Here is a 24,474-nt window from a genome sequence, read left to right on the forward strand (position 1 = left end):
CCTTGTGGGCCTGTTGGGCCTTGAGCTCCTGTCGCACCCGTTGCTCCCATTGCTCCTTGTGGGCCTGTTGGGCCTATTGGACCTTGTGGCCCCGTTGGGCCTTGAGCTCCTGTTGCTCCTGTTGCTCCAGCTGCTCCTGTTGCTCCTGTTGTTCCTGTCGCTCCTGTTGCTCCTGTTGCTCCTTGTGGGCCTGTTGGTCCTTGAGCTCCTGTTGCTCCTGTTGCTCCCGTTGCTCCTGTTGCTCCTTGTGGGCCTGTTGGTCCTTGTAATCCCATGTAACCTCTTGGACCTTGTGGGCCTGTTGGTCCTTGAGCTCCAGTTGAACCTGTTGCTCCTATTGGACCTGTTGGTCCTTGTGCACCTGTCGCACCTGTTGCTCCTTGTGGGCCTGTTGGTCCTTGTAATCCCATGTAACCTCTTGGACCTTGTGGGCCTGTTGGACCTTGTGGTCCCATGCATCCTCTTGGACCTTGTGGTCCTGTTGGGCCTTGCGGTCCAATGCATCCTCTTGGACCTTGTGGTCCTGTTGGACCAATACAGCAGCAACACTGTTGTTGACATTGGTTGTAATAAGGACATTGTGAGCAATTATATTGATACTCTGGGCAATAGCTTGAATCATTACTATAATCACTATTGTCTACATTTAAACCTTGGTTTGTATAATTTATTTGATTGATGTTTTCACCATTATAATATTCTGACATAAATGATTTCCCCCTATTATCTATATGAAATTTTATTTCTATTAGATTCATTATTATTATACTCACCTATAATAATAAATGTTCATAAAAAACAATAAGGTACTAGGGGATTTATTTCCCTCAGTACCTATCTTTAAATTATATTTTTTACATTTATATTAACTCAAGTTTAATTCCATTCTTCTATTTCTTACTGTCATTCCCAATGATTCATAGAATTTAATAGCATCTTTATTAAACTCCCATACAATCAACTGTAAAGATAAAGCTCCTTCTGATTTTGCATAACTTACAACATAATCAAAAAGTAATCTTCCAATACCATTCTTTTGCTTACTAGCTTTAACACAAAAATCATCTATATAAGCAAGTGTCATTGTTCTAAGTATCTGAATACTTCTATGGGCCATAATTTTCACAATGCTATATGCTACTAACTCTTTATTATTAAGATCTTCTACTACAAATACCTTTGTGTCACTGGTGCTTAATAACTCATAAAAATCTTCTTTTATCAAAGGAGTATCAGTATTCACATAAACATCTGGTCTATTTTCAACATGTAAATTATGTACTTCTTTAACAAGATTATTGATCTCAATATAATCACTTCTAACTGCTTCTCTTACATGCAAATTCATAAAAATCTCCCCTCTTTATCCTTGTCTGCTAAATTATAAATTGATTTAATTTATCTATAGTTTGAGTTCATTATCTATACTTCTTCATGATAAATAAAATGCTTTATTTCCTTTGAATTATTTAATAGTAACTCTTTGGCATTTGTAGGATATAGATCAACATTTAAAATATCTTTCAAATCCACCCATAAAAACTCAAGTTTAAATGAGCCATTCTCTATTTTTTCAATCCCATAAAAATCTCCATTCAATGGAATTTGTGTATCTTCAGTTAAAGTAACTTTATAAAATAAATTAATTTGATGACATGGTTTATCTCCCCAAGGAAAGAAAATTTCACCTACCCACTTTAAATTCTCTACCTTTATGTCTACACCTATTTCTTCTCTAAATTCTCGAATTAGAGTTTCTTCATTTGTTTCTCCAAAAGAAACATGCCCTCCTGGAATTGCATATCCTGCATCACTTATAGGGCGTTGAAGTAGAACTTTGTTATTTTTAATTAATAATCCTGCAACTCGATAACTAAAAACAAAGTCATTAGTTTTAAACAATATATCTTGATTCATTAAGGTGCTCCTCCAAATAATATTAAATATTGTTAAATCTAAGTATTACTTCATCATATATTTGTCCAATTTCCTTTCTTTGCTTTATAGCTTCTAAAAAATAACCTTCATCATACAGTTGTTTTCCCAGCAAAACACCTTCTCTACAATAGGTTCTCCATGAGTTCAATACTTCTTCTAATCTCTTATGATTTCTTGAATACTCATAAGCAGATTGTAGACAAATATGAAATAACTCTAATTCATCATCTTCTTTATATATAAATATTTTTTTGCTTTTTATATAATCCATATTATAATTTAATTCCGTTGCACCAGCAAAACCATCCCTTGCTGCATACCTCAAATTTCTTATTCCCATCATCACCATGGTCCCAAAACACATAGGACAAGGTTCCATAGTTGTATATAAGGTATATTTCTTTATATCGGGATGTTCCTTTTCTTTTAAATTTATCATAGCAGTCATTTCAGCATGAGCCATATTACTTCCTACCAACGGATTGTTACTAGAATCATCAAAGATTCTATTTCTTCCTCTTGATATGATATTGCCTTCTTCATTAACTATAACAGCTCCTATAGGAATAGTATTCCTTTTAAAAGATTCCCAAGCCAATGAAAAAGCCTCTTGCCAAATATTATCTAACTCCATCCACATTTAAATCTTCTCCTTTAAAATTATTATAATATTTATCAATCATGATCCTATGACTATTTGGTATATTGTCAGGTAATTGTTCATAACTAAAAAATTTCAATTCCTTGGTTTCAAAATCATCTATATTTAATACTCCACTAAAACTTTTAGTAAAATATCCAACAGTTATAAAGTATGCTTTATCGCCATTAGGTAAGTCCATATAGCATTTTTCTCCTGATGTAGTTCCTAGTAGCCTTAGCCCCTTAATATCTAATCCTGTCTCTTCTTTTGATTCTCTAATAGCAGTTTCTTCAAGGGATTCTCCTAATTCTGTAATTCCTCCAACTAGTCCCCACTTATATGGAAATGTTCCCCTTCTTTGAAGCAAAATTTGATTGTTTTTGTTGATTATTAAAATATTTACCCCTGTTAAATTTATTGCATCATGTCCAACTCTATCACGTATGTATTCTACGTAATTCATATTCTCAAATTTGCTCCTCCTATTGATTATTTCAAGAATCTGACTTACTATAGCCTCTACTGGTAAGGAACCATCTATTACAAAATCAGAGTTTGGTTTAATTGAATTCAACGCTTCTAAATAACCTAATCTTCCACGTGATAAATAAACATCTAAATCTTGCCTTATACTTTCAAAAGAAAATTCTTTAAAATCTCTCAATATACGCCTAGCCATGGCAATATCCAGAGATGTATCAATAAATACTGTCAAATCTATATATTTACTCATTTCATTGTGTTTGTAAGCAAATGGATAATCAAGTATTATGTAGTCTAATGATTCTATAGAATTGGAAAGCAAAGAATTTAAATCATTAATTAAAGGTGTCAAGTTCCATTCATTATAATCTGAACCTCTCTCAACCCACTCACATATATCTTCAGGACCATTAAATTCATAATCGTCAAAGTATAATGCTTTAGAATTATGTAATTTTTTATTTAATACTGTTGTAACAGTAGTCTTTCCACCACCAGATACTGCTGCTATAGCAATAACTAACTTCTTCTTAGTATCCATTCTAATCCTCCAATTCTTAATTTATATTTCTCTTATTATATAATTTTACTACAAAGTTTCAATATTACCGGTATTACATATTATCAAATAAAACTTTCAAATTTCTTGGAATTGCTTCATACCATTGATCAATTCCTAGCATATACACCTTCGATTTAAAGCCCGCTGAAAAAGAATCAATGGATTTCCCTTCTAATAACATATTGGTTTCTTCTTCTGTAAAAATTATATCCTCAATAATTTTCTCTTTTTGCTCCGAATTCATTGGACAAATATGCTGACAAGCCAAACAATCATATAAGGTGTGATGGGCAGTTATAGGAATCCTAATACACACTTGTGAAACAAGATCTAAATATCTTTGATAAAGTTTCAAATGGTATTGCTTGTTTATCAAATATTTGTAGTGCGCCTTTTGGTGTAATTTTATATTCTAATAACTCATCTTTATATTGAAATACTTCATCTACAAAAATATTTATATGATCATTGAATACGCGAATAACAATAGTTGCTCTATCTATATAGAAACATGGAACTTTAGTCCACATTTTTTCCTTTATATCAGGAACTATATCGTGAATTATATTTCTAATGGACTCCAATCGTTTTTCTTTTTCCACTCCATAACTTGCAAAATAATCTGAAACTTCTTTACATTTAATCCCCATAATTTCCTCCCACTTTTATACTTAATAATTTAACTATAGAGTATACTCACACTGTCAAAGTAATTTTTCATATAATCTAAACCAATTCAACCCATAGTTTCCAAGCCCTAAGTCAACGGTATCAATATATTTAAAACCACATTTTTCATATAGCTTAATTGCAGGTATATTACCTTCATAGACATCCAATCTAATTGATTTAACCTGTGACTTAATACTATGCTCAATAGCAAAATCCATTAACGCTTTACCTACACCACATTTCAAAAACTTTGGGTGTACTACAAATGTATATACTACAAAAACATCTGAATAATCAGACTTAAATCCCCATTCTGCATTATAATATGCAGGTTCAGGCTCATGGCTTAAAATAATAGAACCAACTATTTTATTACTATGCTTTGCTACATAAAGATTTCCATGTTTGACTCCATCAATTGCATTTTGCCGTACAGGATATATCCCTTTTTTCCATCCAGGATAGTTTACTCCTTCTGCTAAATGGTCATTTAAATCGTTATAAAGCTGTTCTAACTCATCAAAATCATCAGCTTGTCCTAGTTCAAAAACTATATCCATATATGTACCCCTCCAATTAACTTAAATTTATCTTCATTAGTCACTATATCCAATTAACCATTCTTCTCTCAAAATTGCATAGTGAACAACATCATAGAAAATACCTTTTACTTTTACTTCCTGTATGCCAGTTCCTTCATATCTCATACCACATTTTTGCATAACACGACCAGAGCCCTCATTTCCTATGTAGTGCGTAGCTTCAACACGATTCAATTCTAGTTTTGAAAAAGAAAAGTCTAATATTAGATTTAAAGCCTCTGACATATAACCCTTATTCCAATAACCTCTATTCAAAACATAACCAAAACTCGCTTTATTATCTTGATTATATAGTCTTAAATCAATGCACCCAATACATTTTTCTTCTTCTTCTAATTCAATTGCAAAAACTCCACTTTTATCAATATAGTATGTTTTCACAACGTCCTCTATTTCTGATATATCCTTATATGAAGGCCATGTTAAATATTTTGTTACAAAATCATCACTGGCATATAAAAAAACATCATCTATATCATCCATAGTGAATGGTCTTAAAATTAACCTCTTTGATTTTAAGACTAAATTTTCTCTTAAAATTTCATTGTAATCAATCACGGTATACACCTCACTAAAATATTCTTCATACATCTAGTAATCAATCTCCTTCATTAATTCCAACAAATTTTCTGTTATATTTGTTTTTAAATCACCATATTTTTCATCTGAATATTCATACTGACTACCATATCTTTGTTCCTTTGGATAAAAATAAGATGGTCTACACTTATTCTCTTCAGGTTCCCAATCATAACGAGCCTCAATATGCGCATGTAAATAGTGATCTAAATTCATCAAAATAGAGTAATTAATTCTTAATGGATTACATGCTTTTATAATGGCGTCTCCTATTAATGTCATATCAGTTGAATATTGAGTTCTTTCTTCTAGAGATAATTCATTTAATGAACTCGCTCTTGGATATCCAAGAAGAACACAATATCCAGGCAGAAATTGATTATCTCCTATAACAGCAAAGCCGCTTTTCATTTTTACCATTACTGTAGGATTTTCATCTCTTTCTGCAGAACCAATTCTATCACTTTTCCAACTATTCATAATATATTTCCTCCATATGTTATAAATAAAAATTATTTACTCTATAAACTTTTATTTATAACCTTTTCTACTTTATACCTTTAACAACGAACTCATGTACACGTTCTTTTATAAAACCTACCTTTTCATATAAAAACTTTGCTGAATTTCCTTCAACTACCCAAAGTGCCACTGTTGTATATCCTTTATCTAACAATCTATTAACAGCATAGCTTAACAATGCTTTTCCATACCCTTTATGTTGATGCTCTACTCCTACTGCAAGTGAATCTATTTCATTAGCTTCAAGTCTAACAGCTGCTACTATTTCACCATTTTTACGAAGCAGAAATATATTTTCTGCATTTTCTTTGTACTGATTTCTCTCTTCATCACTTGGAAGGCTCAATGTAGAATCTAGACCCACAGATAAACGCATTTTATGAAATGCTTCACTGAAAACTTTTTGACATTCATGATAATACTTATCTTCATAATTTATAATTTCATCGTTATCTACCGCCAATTTGCTGCCATTATAAGTCATAAAATTAGATTTAAACCAATAGTTATATCCATTCTTATACAAAAATGTTTTTTCAACATCATTAATTCTAAAATCACAAACTATTTCCTTAACTCCAACATTTCTCATTGTATCTTCTAAGTGCTTTAACAAGGCAGTTCCAATACCTTTTTTTCTTTTTGCTGGTTTCACATAAAAAGTCATACTAGTCTTTTTACTTACTCCAGTAAATACACCTACACCAACTACTTCAGATTCAACTACAACAATGCTCCCATACTGAGGCCATCTATTTAAGCAGCTAATTACATCGTTTCTTACAAAATCATCATCTGAAATAAGCTCATTTACTTCATCTTTATATTCATACTTATACTGTTTAATACATAAGTTCATAACTAAATACCTCCCCTAAAACATTTATCATAAAGATATTGCTACTATATATCCATTTCTATTCTGCTATTCTTCATTTAAATCCCAATAATTCCTTTATTTTAATAGCATCTTTTTACCATCCTTTATATATACGCTAAAAACTTTAATATTCCTCTTTTTATAAAGTTATACTTTATTTTACATGGATATCTATTTATCTTATGAGCAAATCAAACAAATTTAAACAAAAATAAACTTCAGAAGAGCACTATCTCCTCTGAAGTTTATTTACTTATGTTTACTATTAAATTAAACTTTATAAAACTAAGACTTTCCTAACCAAGTTATAATCCCTTAGATTCACAGCATTTTTTATACTTTTTACCACTACCACATGGGCAAGGATCGTTTCTTCCAACTCTTACCTTTTCTATGTTAACTCTATTAGAATTATTTTTCTCTGCTTCTGTATACCCATTATATTTCCAAGCTGGGATTTTCCTACAAACATCATCTATTGCATTAATTATTTCACTTTCCAAAAATTCTGGTACAGATAGATGATCAAGAGCCTTCTTAATTAGTTCTTCTTTACCTTCAAATTGATATGTTTCATATGTAAACTCCAGTAATTGTTCTATACCATCTCCTGGTATATCATAGTTATCCTTAATAACTTTTATAAATTTTTTATAGTTATTTTTATCACCTATGTAATCTCTTCTACTAGCCTTAAGCAACTCTGTTTTTGTAAGTTGTTTGTAGTCATCTGTTAATCCTTGTAATTTTAGAGCTTCCAACTCCTGTATATCGCATAAAAAACCATTTAACCCAAAACTATCTTCATAGATATACTCAGCACAAGTTTTTTCTCCCATAGCTAAAATTTTCTCTACTTCTTCTAAGGGTAAATCTATCTTTGCATCCTCAGGTAATCTTTCCATAAATTCTTTTGCAGCAATCCCACCATAATAGTAAAGCATACCTCTAAATAACTTTATTATTTCATCATTCTTCTCTATAGACTTCTTGTCTATTTGCGGTATAACTTTAAGAAACTGCTCTGGTGCACAAAGATATAATTTATCATCACTTTCAGCAATATATAACATTCCCATTTCTTGCATAAATATAGAGTTTTCGGACTCATCCATATGTCCACTTATAGGAATAATTCCATTATTTTTTAGTATTTTTTGTAAAGAAATATAACAATCACTATCTACATATTTCAATACTTTTAAGATTGCATCTTCATAATTAATGGCAATTTTATCAATCAAATCATCTTTTTTATCAGCTGACTTATATTCAATGTTTAATTCATTCATTATCTCTTTTAAAGTATCCTTGGTTTCCACTTTTAGAAGTTCCTTTAAATCTTTAGAACACTCTCTTTTCAATGCACTCTTAGCTGTCCTTTGAATTCTTTTAAGGATAATTTCATCTACTAACCCTGCAATTTCAGTATCTACATCTTCTAAATATTTTTCATTCTTTAAGTCATTAGCTTCTTGTTCTAGGATGTTTGTTTCATTAGTAGTTTCATCCGTAACTTGTTTTTCACAGAAATAAGATTTTTCTTTCATTGTTCCCTCCTGATTTATCTTTATGTTTCAAAAACTATTGTACTATAATTATTTATTAATTTCTATTGAAGTAAAATAGTTAATTCCTTATTTAATAAATTATAACATAAGACAATGATNNATCATTGTCTTATGTTATAATATTAAGTCATCTTTTCCTAGTTATATACAAAGAAAACTTAAAGAACCCACTTACATATCCTTCATTATTATTTATAACCTCTTCAATTTCACTATCCATCTTTTTAATGATTTCCTCATCTAATCCATCAATAATAGAAGCAAATGCTGGCATTGATTTTGTAGCCTTTAAATACTGCCTTGAATTATTTCTTACTTCTTGTGTATATTCTATTTTTTCAACTAAATCAAACAACTCAGATGCTTCTATTTCTGCCTTTCTTTCATCATTGGTTGATATTCCATCATGTACACGTCTTTCAGGTTTTCTATTGTCAGCAAAGTAATTAGAAATGTACTTTTTAACAATACTTTCAACCTTTCTTTCAATTTCTTTTGTTCTAGGAAATTCATCATCACATGGATTATACCAAAATAAAACAAGATAGCCATTCTCCTTTAAAAGTTCATGACATTTTTTATATTTAATATTTTTATCTAGCCAATGAAATGCCTGAGCACAAAAAATCATGTCATATTTTTCATTATTAGGACAATTCCATTCCTCAAAAGATACTACATCAACTGAAACATTTGGGTAGTCTCTGCACTTATCTCTTAGTATTTCTGCCATATCTTCCCCTAATTCTATTCCATGAACTCTAAAGCCTTTATCTGCAAATTGTATAGTTGCTTTTCCAGTTCCTGATCCAATTTCAAGTAGCCTATCATTGAATTTCAAATCAGTCTTTGAGATTACATCTTGAATTAATTTTTCTGGATAAGAAGGTCTTATCTCCTCGTATATAGCAGAAATCCCTTTATAAGGTTCTATTTTATTCATTACATTTAACCTCCCTAATATTCACTATATATGTACTAACAACTCCATATATCCTAAATAATATTAAATTAAATGCTTTCATATGTGACAATATGTTCAAGAGTATCACTAATACATGTTAGTTTCTCTGCAAAGAAGCTAGGAAAAGCTAAATAATCCCTCAATTTTTCAATAGGTAGCCAATGCATATATTCACGACCACCTAGGGAATAACTATTGCTATTGAGTTCTTGACTTCCTCTTGACTTCATTAAAAAGTAAAAGGTTATCTCATGACATTTTAACCCTTCTAATGATCCAGTACCATTAAAAAAGTTCTCATGAATAAAAACTAATCTTTCAATCTCATATTCTACGCCTGTTTCTTCAAAAACCTCTCTTCTTACTGCATCTTCTGCCTTTTCCCCAAGATGTACACCTCCTCCAACGGAGTAATAATAATCGTCTACTTCATTTTTCACAAAAAGTACTTGTCCATTTTCTATTATAATCGCTGCTGCTCTATATCTAAACCATCCATCTTCTTTTTCAAATCCACAATCCATTTTAAGCCTCCAATTAAAATTTATTTATCTTTTCCATCTAATTTCATTTTTATATCATTAAGTTTTTCTATAATAATTATTGTGCATACTATTATTATTGCAGCTAATATCCCTATTCCAGAATCTCCACCAAATAGCACTGTAACAAAATAGTATACTCATAATCCTATAAAACCATAGACTATATATAGCACGTTTATCCTTCTTTATATACTAGATAATACATTATAACCCATAAATTAATTATAAACCAATAAAAGTAAATATAAAATAAAAAATTCTTACTTCATTAACGCTTACCACTAAAACATGAAAACCGCCCGAAACCCGCATGAATAAAACAACTATTTAAATAGTTATATATTTTAATAGTTTCCTATATACCTGTATACCTATATAAATGGTTAAATAGTTTTTTACGCATATATTTTTGTATTAACAAGAAAAATCCAAATATATTCTTTAGGTTTATTATATTATGTTGTAGAAATTATTTTATAATATAAGTGTTTATAGAGTAGACTATGCTTATTATATTTATAGTTGTATACATTAAATTTGCTCAAATATGAATTGCAAAATTCTCAAATTTAAAGACTCCAGCGTCTTGATGCAGACAACCTTACTTCTTAATTTTAGCGAATCCTTGATTAATTTCATCAACTAAATTAACACTAATATCTAAACTGTGGTGCCCTGGGAAAATTCTTTTAATATCTAGAGTACTGATTTTTTGAACTGATTGCATAAAGTCAGTAGGATTTGTTGTAGGATAAAAAATATCTAAAGTTCCTTTATAAATTAAGTCACCTGAAAATAAATATCCTCTTTTCTTCTCCTAAAAACACATATGACAAGGAGAATGCCCAGGTGTATAAATTACTGATAGTAATAAATAAATGTTGAAAATGAATTACAATAGCTTGATATTTAAGCTTAATAGAACTGTATTGAAAAATATGTTATACTATGTATATTAATTAAACAGAATCAATAAATAATTCTAATGCATTCTGAGTGAATAGGAGTAATTTAAAATGAATTCATGGAAAAAATACAAGCACCTTATCATCGTATTTGGTATACTTTTATGGATTTTAGCTAAACTTATTGGAATTCAGCAATGGGATAGTGCCATATTAATGATAACCATTCTATTGTGTAGTATTGATGATATTATTGAATATGCAAAAAAAAATGGCATTAAAAAATTTGCTATTTTGATTGGTGTATTTATAATTATATGCTTATTAACATCACTGATATTTATTAAAATATCCCTTAGCTTTCATTTATCACTAATTTCAAAAACAGTTATTATAATTTTAGGATTAGTCATTGATTTATTTATCATAGGTTATACAATGAAGAAATTAGGAACAACTATCTAATCTTTTAGAAAATTGAGCTATTGAAAACAACTAGCACTTAGCCATTAAACAATAAGAGCTGTCAGGGATGACAGCTCAATATAAATTTATACACATTTCTATTTACACTTGGTTTATTTAGCTAGAAGCTCCAAGAAAACGATGGTTGCTTTGGGTATGGCTGTGATTTAACAATTCTTGCAATACCTATATATTCATGTGTATAACACTGACATTTATATTTATAACTAGAATTTTTACAATTATTCTTATTGTACGTTTTTTCCTTAAACATGATAATCCCCCCCTTTTCATTAATGAAAAATTTTTCTTGCCAATTACACAATATGAAAAATAGGTTAAAAAGTTACTATAATAATTAAATCAAATAAGAATTATTACTTATATGAGGAGGAATATAATGAAATTTTTGAGTTCATTAATAGTGGTTTCTGATATAGAAAAATCAAAGTTGTTTTATTATGAAGTGCTTGGATTAAAGGTTGTTGAGGATTTTGGTGCAAATGTGACTTTAACAGGAGGTATTGCATTACAAACAAAAGATTCGTGGTGTACTTTTATTCACAAAAAAGATAATGAAATTGTATTTGGAGGAAATGACACAGAATTATACTTTGAAGAAGATAATTTTGATTGCTTTATTCAAAGGCTTAATAACATGACAGATATTAATTATGTACATTCCATAGTAGAACATTCTTGGGGGCAGCGTGTTGTTCGATTTTACGACCCTGACAATCATATTATTGAAGTTGGTGAAAATATGATCATGGTTGTCAGAAGATTCTTGAATAATGGTTTATCAATTAAGGAAATTGCTATTAGAATGGATGTGCCAGTTGATTATGTGAACTTTTGCCTAAAGTAGATTATGACTATATTAAGTTGATTTTAAGCTTTTTTCAAAGGTTCTTCAATAAATAAAAATACCGTATTATTCATAATGAATAAGCGGTATTCTTATTTCCAAATTTAAATAATTCAATATTAATATTTTCTTTCATATCATTTAGAATTTCATTATTTCTGTTCTAAATAAGTAAAAAAACTATTATTTTCTTAAAAATAAGTCTTTCCTCTTTAATCCATTTCCTTTAATAGATTGTCTCCATCCCATTTCTGCAGCAAACTTATAGGCAACCCTTGGAAAATTTGCTGTTATAAATATATTTTCTTCTGAGGTAGATTTTAAAATATTGTTTGCAATTTGGTTTATAGCTTTTTTTAAGTCTTTCTTAGGTCCATTACCAATAGGTACATTTTTTAAGGATGGGAGCATGCCGCCTGCACCAATTCCAAGCCCTTGTCCCCACTGAAGTCCTGCTTTTATACACCAATTTTCCATAATTTCAATGGCTAATTTATTCTGATGACCTTCATAAAATCCACAATTCACCAAAGAATAAACTTTAATCTCTTTTTCATTTACAGCTTGAAAATAATTTTCTAATTTTGTAAGACAACTTAGCAAATGAGATGGAATTCCATCTACATATAGAGGAAACGCAAATACTAAATCATCACATTCTACTAGATTCTCCATTTCCTTTATACTCAATTGTGGCTTTCTAAAGTGATATTCTATAATCGTATTATCTTGCTTACTTAAAAAAACTTTCAACTCTTGTAAGATGCAATCAGAGGCACTATCTTTAATTTTAGGGCTTCCATTAATAATAGCTATTTTCATAGTATCTCATCCTCCATTTTCTCAATGCTATTAACAAATGAAATACTACTAACATGACAATCCAAATTAATAGAATTTGCTTTCACCAATTTTTCACTAGTTTGTTTTTCTTTTTCAGTTATATTCTCACCATAAAACCAAACTCTCATATCTATATGATTTTTATATCTTCTTCGATGATGCATTTCTCCATTTCTTATTGCAAAATAGGGATGGATATAAGAAATGCTTCGGTCTAATACATTTTTTACGAAGGGACTAAATCCACCATAACAACATTTACTAATAAGAATGACCTCTTGACACTTTGACAAATACTCTCCCATATCACCATATTTATCTCGTATTATACAAGCTCCAGGTGTTTTTATCCAACAACCAAAACAACCAATGCAATGATGTATTGTACCATCATCTGAAATAATAATTGTATCATCTAATTGATTAGGAAATGTCTTTTTAAACTCTTTATTTTCTAAGTCATGTATCAATAACTTCATTTTACAATGTTCCTTTCTTATAGTTTATAATATAACTTTCAATTATTGTATCCTCATATAAATAATCATCATTACAAGTTAAGTATTTCATATAAAATAGCATTAAAGAGACATCCCAATTGATGATTCTGTTTCTTCGTGAAACTCATATCCTACACTATTATAAACTGACAATGCTCTTTTGTTTGCACTCCAGACTTCTAGTCTTGATTCCTTGATATTTAAATCCTTTAACCCTTGAAAGGCTCTTATAATCAGATTTTTTCCAACACCTTGCTTTCTCCATTCTTTTGAAACAAATAAATCATCCACCCAACCATATTTATTGTTTAATCCATCTTCCTTTACGATAATAATAATATTACCTACAATTTCGCCCCTATGTTTAGCTGCTATACTGAACCATTGATTTTCTCTTCTTAATTCCTTTATATCCTCAATGGAATAGCCTCTAACAAATACTTCGTTTTGCTTTTCTACTAACTGTTTTATCTCGTCTTCGTTTATAAATTCAAGAGTAGCAAAGTCTATACCCTCAATATCTGTAATCTGGAAACTCTCCTCAGTTATTTTTTTCTTTATAATATGCATTCCTTCATCATGGTTAAAGCCTTTTTTAGAAGAATAATATGCTATATTCTCTTTATTGTCTGAAAAACAACAATGATAGATTCTTACATCAAGCTCCTTATTTTCTTGTCTTATTACTTGTGATTTCTTCATTATTTCATCAAAGATTTGATCTTTTAACTCCCTTTTATCTATAACATCCTTTACTTTAATATCAATGTAGATATTTAATCTAGGCCTTTCATATAAATCAGATTCCATAAAAGGTGAAATTATACCTTCCCCTACTAAGTTATTGTCTTGGTCATAAGCTTCTATCATATGTTTTCTTTTACTATCTTTAATTTTATACATCATAGTTCCCCCACTTTTTAAATTTAATTTTCACCTAAATGTTTTATTATATAAACTATGCTCTTACTACTAGATGAACTTATCACTTTTTCTTTAAGTTATTATCTTTAATAAGGAAATTATAACATATAATACTAATAAAGTATTATTTAAATTTATAGTTATCTCGTTTTATCTAACAATTATTCGTCATACAATAAAGTTACACCTTACCTATGCAAATTTTCAGTATATCGCATATCATATACACTATTTTGAATTTAAGCTATTGTTAATTGTTTCCATATTATTAACTTTTTAAAGAAATTTCACATTTCATATTTACAATTATGTAAATTTGTTCTAATATATAAATAACATAAATTTTTCATTTAATTATTACATATAATTGTGCATAAAATCCATATGCATTCTTTCATAAAAGTGATGAACTACTTTTATAAACATCTTCAAAAATTATTCATCCAATTTTATATAATATGATTTATCTATTGTCACATAATTAATTTTCAAACCCCATATTAAAATTATAATTTTTCATAATATTATATTTGAGATAAACAACTTTAATAATTTCATATTTTAGTTGTTATCTATATAGACAAAACACACTTCATATCATAAGTTACAATTATAATAATTTAAAAGGAGGGATGTACTATTTAGATAATTTTCTATTTATTTTATCTCTATTAAATTCTAATTTTTAGGAGGGAATGTATGAAAAAATTGTTTAAATCAAAACTATCAGTATTTTTATTTCTACTGACATTTTTAGTTACTCAATGTTTCTTCGTATTTAATACTAGAACCACTTCTAGTCTTGACAATGATGGTAACTCAAATAGCACTGAAGATGTTAGTGTTACTGTGTTAGAGTCTGATTCTCACCATACAGTTGTAAAATTTGATATTAATAATTTTAGTAAAGACTTAGTAAACATTAACAATAAATCTTACTATAATATTAATTGTGAGGGTACTAGCTTACCTCTTGAAGAAGGGGCTCCTGAACTTCCTCGCATATGCAGAAATATAGTTATACCAAATGATGCCGACGTTAAGTTGAACGTTATATCATCAGAATATAAAGACTATAAAAACATCCCTATAGCTCCATCAAAAGGTTCTATAACAAGGGATAAAAATCCTGAAGATATACCTTATAAGTTAGGTAAGGAATATAAAAATAAAAACTTTTATCCTTCAGAATTAGTTTCTTTTAGTGAACCTTTCATAATGAGAGAATTAAGAGGGACAACTATTACACTAAATGCATTTCAATATAAACCTAAAAATGAAACTTTAAGAGTTTATAAATCTGTAACTGTAGAAATAATAACAGATGGTAAATCATCAGTAAATTCACTTACCACTTCAAGGTCTAATAAAACCACTTCTGATTTCGAACCTGCTTATTCAAACACATTTATTAACTACAGTAATTTAAAAACTCCTACTCATCGTTTAATGAATAATCCTTCAGAGACAGGCTCTATGCTTATCATATCCTATGATCAGTTTAGTAGTGCTATGAATTCCTTTATTAATTGGAAAAACTCCAGAGGAATAAACACTACATTAGTAAATATGTCTACAGTATCATCATCTAATAATCCAACTGAAATAAAAAACTATATACAAAACTATTACAATCAACACCCTGAATTAACTTATGTACTTCTTGTAGGTGACTATGCACATGTATCCTCTCCTACTTACTCTACAGGGGTTTCTGATCCTACTTATACAAAGGTTGCAGGTTCAGATGATTATCCTGACATATATGTAGGCCGTTTTTCTGCAGAAAGTATTGCAGATGTTGAAACTCAAGTACAAAGATCTATTGAGTTTGAACAAAATGGTTATAATACAGCTGCATGGTTTAAAAAAGGCGTTGGTATAGCATCAGATGAAGGTTCTGGAGAAACAGATATACAACAAATGGATAGTATAAAGAGTAGACTTCTAAATGCAGGTTATACTCAAGTGGATAGTATATACGATCCAGGTGCATCAGCTTCTTCTGTTACTAATAGTCTAAACCAAGGCAGAGGTATAATAAATTATTGTGGACACGGTGCTGAAAATTACTGGGTAACAACAGGCTTCAGCAATACCAATATAAAAAATCTTCAAAACCCAGGACAACTTCCTTTTATTATAAGTGTTTCTTGTGTAAGTGGTAAATTCCAAAGCGGTACTTGTTTTGCAGAAACTTGGCTTCGCTCAAAGAATAGTAACGGAAACCCAATAGGTGCAATAGGAACATTAATGTCAACAGTAAATCAACCTTGGATACCTCCTATGAATGGTCAAGACGGAATAATTGACTTACTTTGCAACAACAGTAGGGTGTCACTAGGCGGCTTGTGTTACTCTGGTGAAACTAGAATGCTAGATAACGGTACAAGCAGTGATTTGTTAACCTTCAACACTTGGACATTATTCGGTGACCCATCTATACAAATCCTACCAGACTCTACAAATCCAACAGACCCTACAGATCCAGAAGAACCAGCAGACCCATATGAACCAAACGATTCTACTTCCCAAGCATATACTATAAATAGTGGTGTAGATTATAGTTCATATATATATTCAAATACAGACGTTGATTATTATAAAGTAACAACTAACAAATCTGGTGTTATCTCTGCAACATTAACAAATCTACCATATGACTATGACTTATACCTCTATAACTCATCAGGAAAAAGAGTAGCCTCTTCTACTAAAAGCTCAACATCAAATGAATCCATTTCTTATTCAGCACGTACACTAGGCACATACTATCTTAAAGTTGTTGGATATAATGGTGCTCATAGTACTTCTACAAAATATAACCTAAATGCAAGTTATCCTATAGCTAACTAAATCTATAATATATAAGGGGTGCTTGTAGCACCCCCTTAGTATTTAATCTATATTTTAGCCATAAAAAATAACTATCTTAAATTAATAAAATGGTTATTAATGAAGTCATTAAATTTTTATCTATACCGGCCTTCGTTTTAGTATGTTAATATCTACTTCATGTCTACCTGTCATGTCCTTTAATACTTCTATGCTTTCTTTTACTTCTTTAACATTTTTAGAAATGTTTTTTATTGATTTCTCAATTAAGTCTGTCTTCTCTTCTATTATTAAATCTGTGCTTTTAAATGAACTTTCATTTTGTTCCCTATGTGAACTTTGTACTTCTACAATCATATCTATATTTTTTTCTATAGCTTCAATTTTTATTGAATTTTTCTTTATCTCACTTTTAACACCATTAATTTCTGTCTCAAGTCTTGTTTGACCTTCTAACAACTTTACAAGTATATCTTCAATTTCTATATCCAAAACCATCACCCCAACCGCGGATTTTTTATTTAATAACTATAATATGAATACATTATNNATAATGTATTCATATTATAGTACTTATCATGTTATAGTTCAAGCTAAATTCTTATATCTTTCATATATTATTTTCCACTTTTTATATATTTATACATACCTTATTTATTCATTAACCCATAAATAATTGTTCCCATTAATTTTTTTAATATACCAATAGGAACTTTAGGTGAGAATACACCTTTACTCATATCTTCACTATGCCAGTAATCATAGTCTGCACTTCCTTCTTCATATTTCTCCTTTGACATGGCTTTCCAAAGGTTAAACATAACTACTGATTTTAAGGAAGGTTTATGAATCTTTTTAGATTTTAATTCCTCACTAAATTTTTTTCCACACTCTAATACCTTTTTTTTATTTTTCTCTGTAAGTTCCCTACTTCTATAAGCAATTGGTAAAGTTTGAACATGATTAAATCCCCAGTAGTTTAAAACACTTCTCACATAGTTTGCAGCATCCTTATGACCTGCGCCAGCTGTGGTGGTTATTATTAAAGCCTTCTTTGTAAATAAACTTGGTCTATGGAAATTGTAAGACATATGATCTATAAAGTTTTTTAGTAATCCACTTATTTGCATAGAGTATACAGGAGAAGTAATTATTAGTGCTTCTGCTTCTTTAATTTCTTTCATAATTTTACTCATAATATCTTTGTGAGGACATTTATCTTCGCCCTTATAAATGCAATTAAAACATCCTATACATAGGGGAAGATTTTCTTTTCTTAGCTCAATATCAATAAACTCTATGTCTAAACTTTTTCTCATTTCTTCCTTTACTAGAGTTAATACATTCCACGTATTTCCTCTTCTTGGGCTACCATGAATAACTACACATTTCATATTATTATCTCCTTCATAGTCGTAGTATATATACAATATTTTACCATAACTATCCAAACTAATGTAAAGAAATATTATAGAAAAAAGGAAGGTAGATATACTTATATAAATATATCTATCCTTCCTATAATATTATCTACCTAAATAATAAATTTAGTTATTTATACAATTTCCTCTACCAGCACCTTTTCCTTGGCCAGCTCCTCTACCTTGACCTGCACCATTACCTAAGCCTTGATTAAGTCCATAGCCTTCCTTGTTTTCTCTATTCATGCTAGTCCCATCACAAGTAGCACTATTTTCAGCCATTTCAGCTTTAATTTCTTCTCCTCTTTCTGCAGTTATTGTTCCTCTTTCTACCGCAGCATCTACTCTTTCATATTTCTCTTGTAGCATAATTTTCTTTGCATCTTCTAAAATCTTTCCTTCTTCTACTAAGCTTTGAACCTGTGTAGCTCCACCATTTCTAAAAGCTCCTCCTAAATTTTCCTCCGCAAAGGCCATAGTTGCTCCCGAAGCGGTAATTACTCCTACTAGTGCTAAAGCTATCATTGATTTTTTCATATTAAATCCTTCCCTTCATTAATTATTTTTTATTTTTTTTACACCTTTATAATAACAAAGGAATGTTACATTAATGTTACAACAATCTAATAGTTAGATTAAAATAAATATACATTTTTATAACCTTAAGCTTATCCAAAATTCCACACCATGCTTCCTATTCTTTACCCCATAGGTACCCTCATGAAGATTTACTATTTGTTTCACTATGGCTAAACCTAAACCTAGGCGTTTTTCTTTATAGTTTCTTACCTTATCTACCCTTATAAACCCTTCCCAAATCCTAGTAAGGTTATCATCTTCAATGTTACTGCCACTATTATACACAGAGATTACTAAATTATCTTCAATTACTTTTAGATTAATATCTATTATTTTATTTTCATCTACATGGCTAAGGGCATTATTAATATAATTTTGTACTGCTTGCTCTAATCTAACTTCATCCACTATAATAGTAATATTTTCACCTTCCGTAAAGTTAAGATTTATGTTCATTTCTTCGAATCTAAATTTATTTTTCTCTAGAGTTTTTTTTATCAAACTATTTATATTTACTTCTTTTTTATTTAATTTAAAGGTATTTGATTCTAGCTTATATAAATCTAAAAGATCATTGACTATGATACCTAATCTTTCTGTTTCTCCACCTATTACATCTAAATAATATTTTCTATCCTCTTCTGAAGATATAAAACCTTCTTGAAGTGCTTGAATATAACCTGAAATAACAGTTATAGGGCTTTTTAGTTCATGAGATACAGATGACACAAATTCCCTTCGAGCTAATTGATTTTTCTTTTCATTATTCATCATAGTCTCTAACTCTAAATTCTTTTCTTTTAGATTTTTTAAGGTTTCTTCTATTTTATGGGATAAATTATTAACACTTTTAGCTAGTATTCCTATTTCATCAATACTCTTTATATTTAAATCCTCACAAAAGCTTAGCTCTTCTATTTTTCTAGTTTTTTTAGTTATTTCTATTACTGGCATAGTAAATTGTCTTGAAAATAATGCTGTTATAAAAAGTGCTATAAATCCAACAGGTACCATTATCATAAATAAAAGCTTCATAGATTTATTTACTGCATCATCAATAACAGTAATTGGTGTTTTAACAGTTATTTCGTAAGTATATACATTTTTTCCTACAGCAGTTAAGAACTCTACACCTGTAGATCTATCAAGAGTTATGGTTTCACTTACTCCTTCTTTTTCACCTATAAATTCTATAACTTCAAACCTATGCTGCCCATTCATCATATTATTTTTACCCATTTTATGGCTAGAAAATCTGCTCTCTGATGTTAGTGCATCTTTTATATCTATTTGAACACTATACTTCTCTGAAAGTCCTTCTAACTTCCCATCAACTCTATTATCATAATCTTTATCTATATAGTTTTTAATTTCTTCAATTACTTCATTCATTTCCATTAACTTTTCCCTTTGAAAAAAGTCTTTATATGTGACTCCATAGGTTGCAATCCCTAAGATAAAAATACTGAATATGAGAACTATACCAGAAAATAACTTTAATTTAATTGATTTCATCATACTTCTCCAAACTTATATCCAAAACCCCTTATGGTCTTTAGATACTTATTATAATCTTCCAATTTATTTCTCAACCGACTTATATGAGTATCTACAGTTCTAGTATCACCAAAGTAATCTTCATCCCATATAACTCTTAGTAGCGTTTCTCTACTTATTACTTTATTTACATTTTTTACAAAGTAAAGCAATAGTTCATATTCTTTCGGATTTAGTTCTTTCTCCTTACCGTCTATTTTTACCATGTGACTTTCTTCGTTTACTTCAATCCCTTTAAATACAATGCTTCCCGCCTTAATAATTTTACTTTTTAAAAGTCTATTAACTCTAGCAAGTAATAGGGCTATGTTAAATGGTTTAGATACATAGTCGTCCACTCCTATATCAAAGGCAAAAAGTTCATCTAAATCACTATCTTTAGCCGTTAATATAATTATAGGTACTTCTGATATCTTTCTAATCTCTTTACATACAATCCATCCATCATAAATAGGCATCATAACATCTAAAATTACTAAATCAATGGTATCATCAAAGTTCTCTAAAGCAAGTTTACCATCTTTTGCAGTAACTACTTCAAATTTATTAAAAGTTAAATAATCCGCAATAAGTCTTAAAATTCTCTCATCATCATCAGCAACTAAAATTTTCATTGAAACCTCCTAATATAATATATCATTTTTATTTTATACCATTATAGTATAAAATAAAGTGTATGTCCCCAAATTATTTTAGGACATACACTTCATCATTACAATTATTAGGTACCTCTAGTTAATTAATCTTCCAAGTAAATCATTGCTTCTTTTTATGAAATCAGACATTTCATCAGCACCTAATTGTCCATGACTTATCATAGCTAAGTCATACACATGGTTACAAATATCATTAACCAAGTCTTTTTTATTTTCATCTTTAGATAAATTAAATAATTTTTTAATTAATGGATTTGAACTATTTACAACTAAAGTCTCTTCTTTAGGGAACATTGACATATCCCCTCCTCCAAACATCGCACTCATCTCAGCCATTCTTCTAGACTGTTCTGATAGAGTAATCATAGCAGGAACTTCCTCTGTTTTAATAGGCTCTATAGAGATTTTTAGTTGTTCCTTATTTATAGAATTCTTAAATATCTCTTCTATAGCCTTGTTCTCTTCAGGACTTTCATCTATTGCATCATCCTTTAATATTTCTGTTAAGTCAGAGTCAATTCTACTAAATTGTACTCCTTCCTCTTTACTCTCCATTAAAGTAATAAAATGACTGTCTAGTGTGGTATTTAAAATCACAGCTTCTAAGTTATTGTCTTTTAGCATTTTAATATATTGAGACTGTTGCTTTTCATCATTAACATAAATAACTTTTTTATCATGATTTTCCTTATTGTTTTCTAGATATTGTTTTAATGTTACATGGTCTCCATTAGTAGTTTTGAAAATTAGTATATCTTTAACCTTGTCATAGAATTTTTCATCTCTTAGACAACCATATTTAATAAAAATATTTATATCTTTCCAAAAGTCATTGTACTCATCTCTATGATTTTTAAATAGAGATGTAAGTTTATCAGCTACCTTATTTACAATGTGTCTAGAAACCTTTGATACATTACTGTCCTTTTGTAGAAAACTTCTTGATACATTTAAAGGAATGTCTTCGCAATCAATAACACCCTTTAATAAAAGTAAAAACTCAGGAATAACTTCTTTTATGTTATCTGCCACAAAAACTTGCTTATTATAAAGTTTCACTTCTCCTTCTGTAGCTTCAAATTCATGTTTTAATTTAGGGAAGTACAATATCCCTTTTAAATTAAATGGATAGTCTACATTCATATGAATCCAAAATAGCGGATCATTATATTCATTGAAGACTTTTCTATAGAACTCTTTATACTCTTCATCTGTACAATCCTTTGGAGCTTTCATCCATAATGGTTTTGTATCATTTAAAGGAGTTTTTTCTATATCCTTCTCTGAATCCTTATCATCTTTTTTCTCATTCTCATCTATTAGATAAATCTCAACAGGGAAGAAGTTACAATGTTTTTTTATAATTTGCCTTAATTTATAATAATCTAAGAATTCATTGCTATCTTCACTTATATAAAGAGTAACAGTTGTTCCTCTAGAAGTTCTTTCAGAAGATTCAATTTCATATTCTGTACCGCCTTCACAAATCCACTTAACAGCTTCTTCGCCCTCCTTATAAGATAAAGTATCAATTTCAACTTTTTCTGATACCATAAAAGCTGAATAAAACCCTAATCCGAAATGGCCAATTATGCCTTTTCCTTCATCAATCTTATCTTTATATTTAGATAAAAACTCCTCAGCTCCTGAGAAAGCTACTTGGTTAATATATTTTTTTACTTCCTCTGAAGTCATTCCTATACCGTTATCTATAAACTTTATAGTTTTTTCATCTTTATTTAAGGATACAGTAACTTCGTATTTAGACTTCTCCACAGTTGCTTCTCCAAAGGTCACTAGTCTTTCTAATTTATTAATAGCGTCGCAACCATTACTGATAAGTTCCCTTATAAATATATCCTTATCAGAGTATAGCCATTTTTTTATAATCGGCATTATATTTTCAGTGTGAATTGAAATGTTTCCATTCTCTTTAAGCATATATATCTCCTCCAAACAAAAATAATAAAATTTTATACTCAACCGTATAAAATATTTTATACCTAATTCTATATAAAATAAAGAATATATTGTGAATTTTTTGTAAAAATATCACATTTACTCTGCTTGAGTTAGTAATCTTTTCATTATATCTCTCAATTTTCTTTCTTCTAATTGGTCATTTCCAATGATAACAATAATTTTTATATCTTTATCTGATTGATCCCATTTATAGGCCTTTGCATCTATAATAGCTTCCTCTGGAATAAACTCTTCCATATCTAAGGCCATCTCTTCTGCTAAACTGAGATATTCATCAAAAATGTCGTCCTCTTCCATTTCACTTAAATTAAAATCATCATATTCTTCTTCTATAATCTCATTTAAGATTGAGATTTTCACACTTAAGCAAAAGGCATGAACATCTTCTCTTTTAGTTCCCTTTGTCATATCCTTAATTACTTTAAAATCAGTTTTACTTTCTATTATTTCTTTCATCTCATCATTATGAATTACATTTTCACCAAATAATACATACATTTATATCAGCTCCTGTTAATTAATTCTTAAGTTTTACATGCACATCATTATATCACATATATAGATTTTAATTAACAACTGCAGAGATTTTTTAGAAGTTATACTTATTTACTATTAGTAAATAGAGCTTCTTCTCAAAATAGCTCACTAAAACTTACAAAATATTGAACCTACACTTTATTATAAGTGTAGGCTCAATATTAATTTAACATTTAGCTTGTTTTATTACCTTATTTTACTCTTGGTAATACTTCTTTTTTAAAGAAACTCTTTGCCGTTAAGCCTGATACACTGAATACTTCTCCGTCATCAATTTTTACAGATACAGCATCAGAACAATGACCTAAACAAAATACTGCCTTTAAGTCTACTTTATCAGATAGATTATATTCTTCAATGCTCTGTTGAAAAGCATTTATAACATTATAAGATCCCTTTACATGACAGGCGCTACCTATACAAACACTTAAGTTTACCAC

Annotated in this window: 29 protein-coding genes and 1 pseudogene; 3 read left to right on the forward strand and 27 right to left on the reverse strand. The window is 29.4% G+C overall.

Annotated elements, in window-relative coordinates:
* From B3086_RS10710 to B3086_RS10780, 15 genes and pseudogenes are all read right to left on the reverse strand, one after another.
* Positions 1–707, reverse strand: a pseudogene (locus tag B3086_RS10710) (collagen-like protein); the annotation flags it as partial.
* A 158-nt stretch (positions 708–865) separates the two neighbouring features.
* Positions 866–1,348 carry a GNAT family N-acetyltransferase gene (locus B3086_RS10715; protein WP_346846650.1) on the reverse strand — a complete coding sequence of 161 codons (483 nt, stop codon included), beginning with the start codon at positions 1,346–1,348 and terminating at the stop codon, positions 866–868.
* Positions 1,349–1,422: 74 nt separating this feature from the next.
* Complete coding sequence (locus tag B3086_RS10720; protein WP_346846649.1) at positions 1,423–1,917, reverse strand: NUDIX hydrolase; 495 nt, start codon at positions 1,915–1,917, stop codon at positions 1,423–1,425.
* A gap of 22 nt (positions 1,918–1,939) precedes the next feature.
* Positions 1,940–2,578, reverse strand: coding sequence for a nucleoside deaminase (locus tag B3086_RS10725; protein ID WP_346846648.1), 639 nt, complete (start codon positions 2,576–2,578; stop codon positions 1,940–1,942).
* Positions 2,559–3,605 (reverse strand): NUDIX domain-containing protein, encoded by a 1,047-nt coding sequence (locus B3086_RS10730; protein ID WP_346846647.1) that lies wholly within the window; start codon positions 3,603–3,605, stop codon positions 2,559–2,561. The genes B3086_RS10725 and B3086_RS10730 overlap by 20 nt, the downstream gene beginning before the upstream one ends.
* A gap of 73 nt (positions 3,606–3,678) precedes the next feature.
* Positions 3,679–3,870 carry a hypothetical protein gene (locus B3086_RS10735; RefSeq protein ID WP_150843676.1) on the reverse strand — a complete coding sequence of 64 codons (192 nt, stop codon included), beginning with the start codon at positions 3,868–3,870 and terminating at the stop codon, positions 3,679–3,681.
* Positions 3,871–3,931: 61 nt separating this feature from the next.
* On the reverse strand, positions 3,932–4,276 hold the full coding sequence (locus tag B3086_RS10740; RefSeq protein ID WP_346846646.1) for a DUF1801 domain-containing protein: 345 nt from the start codon (positions 4,274–4,276) through the stop codon (positions 3,932–3,934).
* Positions 4,277–4,330: 54 nt separating this feature from the next.
* Positions 4,331–4,858 (reverse strand): GNAT family N-acetyltransferase, encoded by a 528-nt coding sequence (locus B3086_RS10745; protein ID WP_346846645.1) that lies wholly within the window; start codon positions 4,856–4,858, stop codon positions 4,331–4,333.
* 36 nt (positions 4,859–4,894) lie between these two features.
* Positions 4,895–5,491 (reverse strand): GNAT family protein, encoded by a 597-nt coding sequence (locus tag B3086_RS10750; RefSeq protein ID WP_346846644.1) that lies wholly within the window; start codon positions 5,489–5,491, stop codon positions 4,895–4,897.
* A complete protein-coding gene (locus B3086_RS10755) occupies positions 5,492–5,959 on the reverse strand; it encodes a hypothetical protein (RefSeq protein WP_346846643.1) in 468 nt (155 codons plus the stop codon).
* Between the two features lie 67 nt (positions 5,960–6,026).
* Positions 6,027–6,860 carry a GNAT family N-acetyltransferase gene (locus tag B3086_RS10760; RefSeq protein ID WP_346846642.1) on the reverse strand — a complete coding sequence of 278 codons (834 nt, stop codon included), beginning with the start codon at positions 6,858–6,860 and terminating at the stop codon, positions 6,027–6,029.
* 326 nt (positions 6,861–7,186) lie between these two features.
* The gene (locus B3086_RS10765) at positions 7,187–8,431 is read right to left on the reverse strand and encodes an SEC-C metal-binding domain-containing protein (protein WP_346846641.1); all 1,245 of its coding nucleotides are present in this window, start codon (positions 8,429–8,431) and stop codon (positions 7,187–7,189) included.
* Between the two features lie 148 nt (positions 8,432–8,579).
* Positions 8,580–9,395, reverse strand: a complete 816-nt coding sequence (locus B3086_RS10770; RefSeq protein ID WP_346893382.1) for a class I SAM-dependent methyltransferase — start codon at positions 9,393–9,395, stop codon at positions 8,580–8,582.
* A 68-nt stretch (positions 9,396–9,463) separates the two neighbouring features.
* Positions 9,464–9,940 carry an NUDIX hydrolase gene (locus tag B3086_RS10775; protein ID WP_346846639.1) on the reverse strand — a complete coding sequence of 159 codons (477 nt, stop codon included), beginning with the start codon at positions 9,938–9,940 and terminating at the stop codon, positions 9,464–9,466.
* A gap of 622 nt (positions 9,941–10,562) precedes the next feature.
* Positions 10,563–10,688: a hypothetical protein gene (locus B3086_RS10780; RefSeq protein ID WP_346846638.1), complete on the reverse strand. Its 126-nt coding sequence runs from the start codon at positions 10,686–10,688 to the stop codon at positions 10,563–10,565.
* Between the two features lie 289 nt (positions 10,689–10,977).
* Here B3086_RS10780 and B3086_RS10785 point away from each other — a divergent pair, with 289 nt between their 5' ends.
* Positions 10,978–11,331: a hypothetical protein gene (locus tag B3086_RS10785; RefSeq protein ID WP_346846637.1), complete on the forward strand. Its 354-nt coding sequence runs from the start codon at positions 10,978–10,980 to the stop codon at positions 11,329–11,331.
* Positions 11,332–11,452: 121 nt separating this feature from the next.
* Here B3086_RS10785 and B3086_RS10790 read toward each other — a convergent pair whose 3' ends face one another.
* Positions 11,453–11,605, reverse strand: coding sequence for a hypothetical protein (locus tag B3086_RS10790; protein WP_167402807.1), 153 nt, complete (start codon positions 11,603–11,605; stop codon positions 11,453–11,455).
* 126 nt (positions 11,606–11,731) lie between these two features.
* Between B3086_RS10790 and B3086_RS10795 the strand changes: the two genes are divergently transcribed.
* Positions 11,732–12,199 (forward strand): VOC family protein, encoded by a 468-nt coding sequence (locus B3086_RS10795; protein ID WP_346846636.1) that lies wholly within the window; start codon positions 11,732–11,734, stop codon positions 12,197–12,199.
* 183 nt (positions 12,200–12,382) lie between these two features.
* Here B3086_RS10795 and B3086_RS10800 read toward each other — a convergent pair whose 3' ends face one another.
* The 3 genes from B3086_RS10800 to B3086_RS10810 form a co-directional block, all read right to left on the reverse strand.
* Entirely contained in the window at positions 12,383–13,021 is a 639-nt protein-coding gene (locus tag B3086_RS10800; RefSeq protein ID WP_346876913.1) for a hypothetical protein, read from the reverse strand.
* Positions 13,018–13,521, reverse strand: a complete 504-nt coding sequence (locus B3086_RS10805) for a flavodoxin family protein (RefSeq protein ID WP_346893384.1) — start codon at positions 13,519–13,521, stop codon at positions 13,018–13,020. The genes B3086_RS10800 and B3086_RS10805 overlap by 4 nt, the downstream gene beginning before the upstream one ends.
* A 102-nt stretch (positions 13,522–13,623) precedes the next feature.
* Entirely contained in the window at positions 13,624–14,445 is an 822-nt protein-coding gene (locus B3086_RS10810) for a GNAT family N-acetyltransferase (RefSeq protein ID WP_346846633.1), read from the reverse strand.
* A 720-nt stretch (positions 14,446–15,165) separates the two neighbouring features.
* Between B3086_RS10810 and B3086_RS10815 the strand changes: the two genes are divergently transcribed.
* The gene (locus B3086_RS10815; protein ID WP_346846632.1) at positions 15,166–17,322 is read left to right on the forward strand and encodes a C25 family cysteine peptidase; all 2,157 of its coding nucleotides are present in this window, start codon (positions 15,166–15,168) and stop codon (positions 17,320–17,322) included.
* A gap of 120 nt (positions 17,323–17,442) precedes the next feature.
* Here the strand turns inward: B3086_RS10815 and B3086_RS10820 are convergent, their stop codons facing one another.
* From B3086_RS10820 to B3086_RS10855, 8 genes are all read right to left on the reverse strand, one after another.
* Positions 17,443–17,793 (reverse strand): hypothetical protein, encoded by a 351-nt coding sequence (locus B3086_RS10820; RefSeq protein WP_346846631.1) that lies wholly within the window; start codon positions 17,791–17,793, stop codon positions 17,443–17,445.
* A 158-nt stretch (positions 17,794–17,951) separates the two neighbouring features.
* Positions 17,952–18,695, reverse strand: coding sequence for an NAD(P)H-dependent oxidoreductase (locus tag B3086_RS10825; protein WP_346846630.1), 744 nt, complete (start codon positions 18,693–18,695; stop codon positions 17,952–17,954).
* A gap of 153 nt (positions 18,696–18,848) precedes the next feature.
* Entirely contained in the window at positions 18,849–19,259 is a 411-nt protein-coding gene (locus B3086_RS10830) for a hypothetical protein (protein ID WP_346893386.1), read from the reverse strand.
* 117 nt (positions 19,260–19,376) lie between these two features.
* Positions 19,377–20,816, reverse strand: a complete 1,440-nt coding sequence (locus B3086_RS10835; protein WP_346846628.1) for a HAMP domain-containing sensor histidine kinase — start codon at positions 20,814–20,816, stop codon at positions 19,377–19,379.
* On the reverse strand, positions 20,816–21,472 hold the full coding sequence (locus tag B3086_RS10840) for a response regulator transcription factor (protein ID WP_346846627.1): 657 nt from the start codon (positions 21,470–21,472) through the stop codon (positions 20,816–20,818). The genes B3086_RS10835 and B3086_RS10840 overlap by 1 nt, the downstream gene beginning before the upstream one ends.
* A 117-nt stretch (positions 21,473–21,589) precedes the next feature.
* Complete coding sequence (gene htpG / locus B3086_RS10845) at positions 21,590–23,455, reverse strand: molecular chaperone HtpG (RefSeq protein ID WP_346893388.1); 1,866 nt, start codon at positions 23,453–23,455, stop codon at positions 21,590–21,592.
* Positions 23,456–23,572: 117 nt separating this feature from the next.
* Positions 23,573–23,995: a hypothetical protein gene (locus B3086_RS10850; protein WP_346846625.1), complete on the reverse strand. Its 423-nt coding sequence runs from the start codon at positions 23,993–23,995 to the stop codon at positions 23,573–23,575.
* A gap of 230 nt (positions 23,996–24,225) precedes the next feature.
* Positions 24,226–24,474: a (2Fe-2S) ferredoxin domain-containing protein gene (locus B3086_RS10855; protein ID WP_035133546.1), complete on the reverse strand. Its 249-nt coding sequence runs from the start codon at positions 24,472–24,474 to the stop codon at positions 24,226–24,228.

Source organism: Clostridium sp. UBA871 (genome assembly GCF_002295255.1).
Taxonomy (GTDB): Bacteria; Bacillota; Clostridia; order Clostridiales; family Clostridiaceae; genus Clostridium_J; species Clostridium_J sulfidigenes.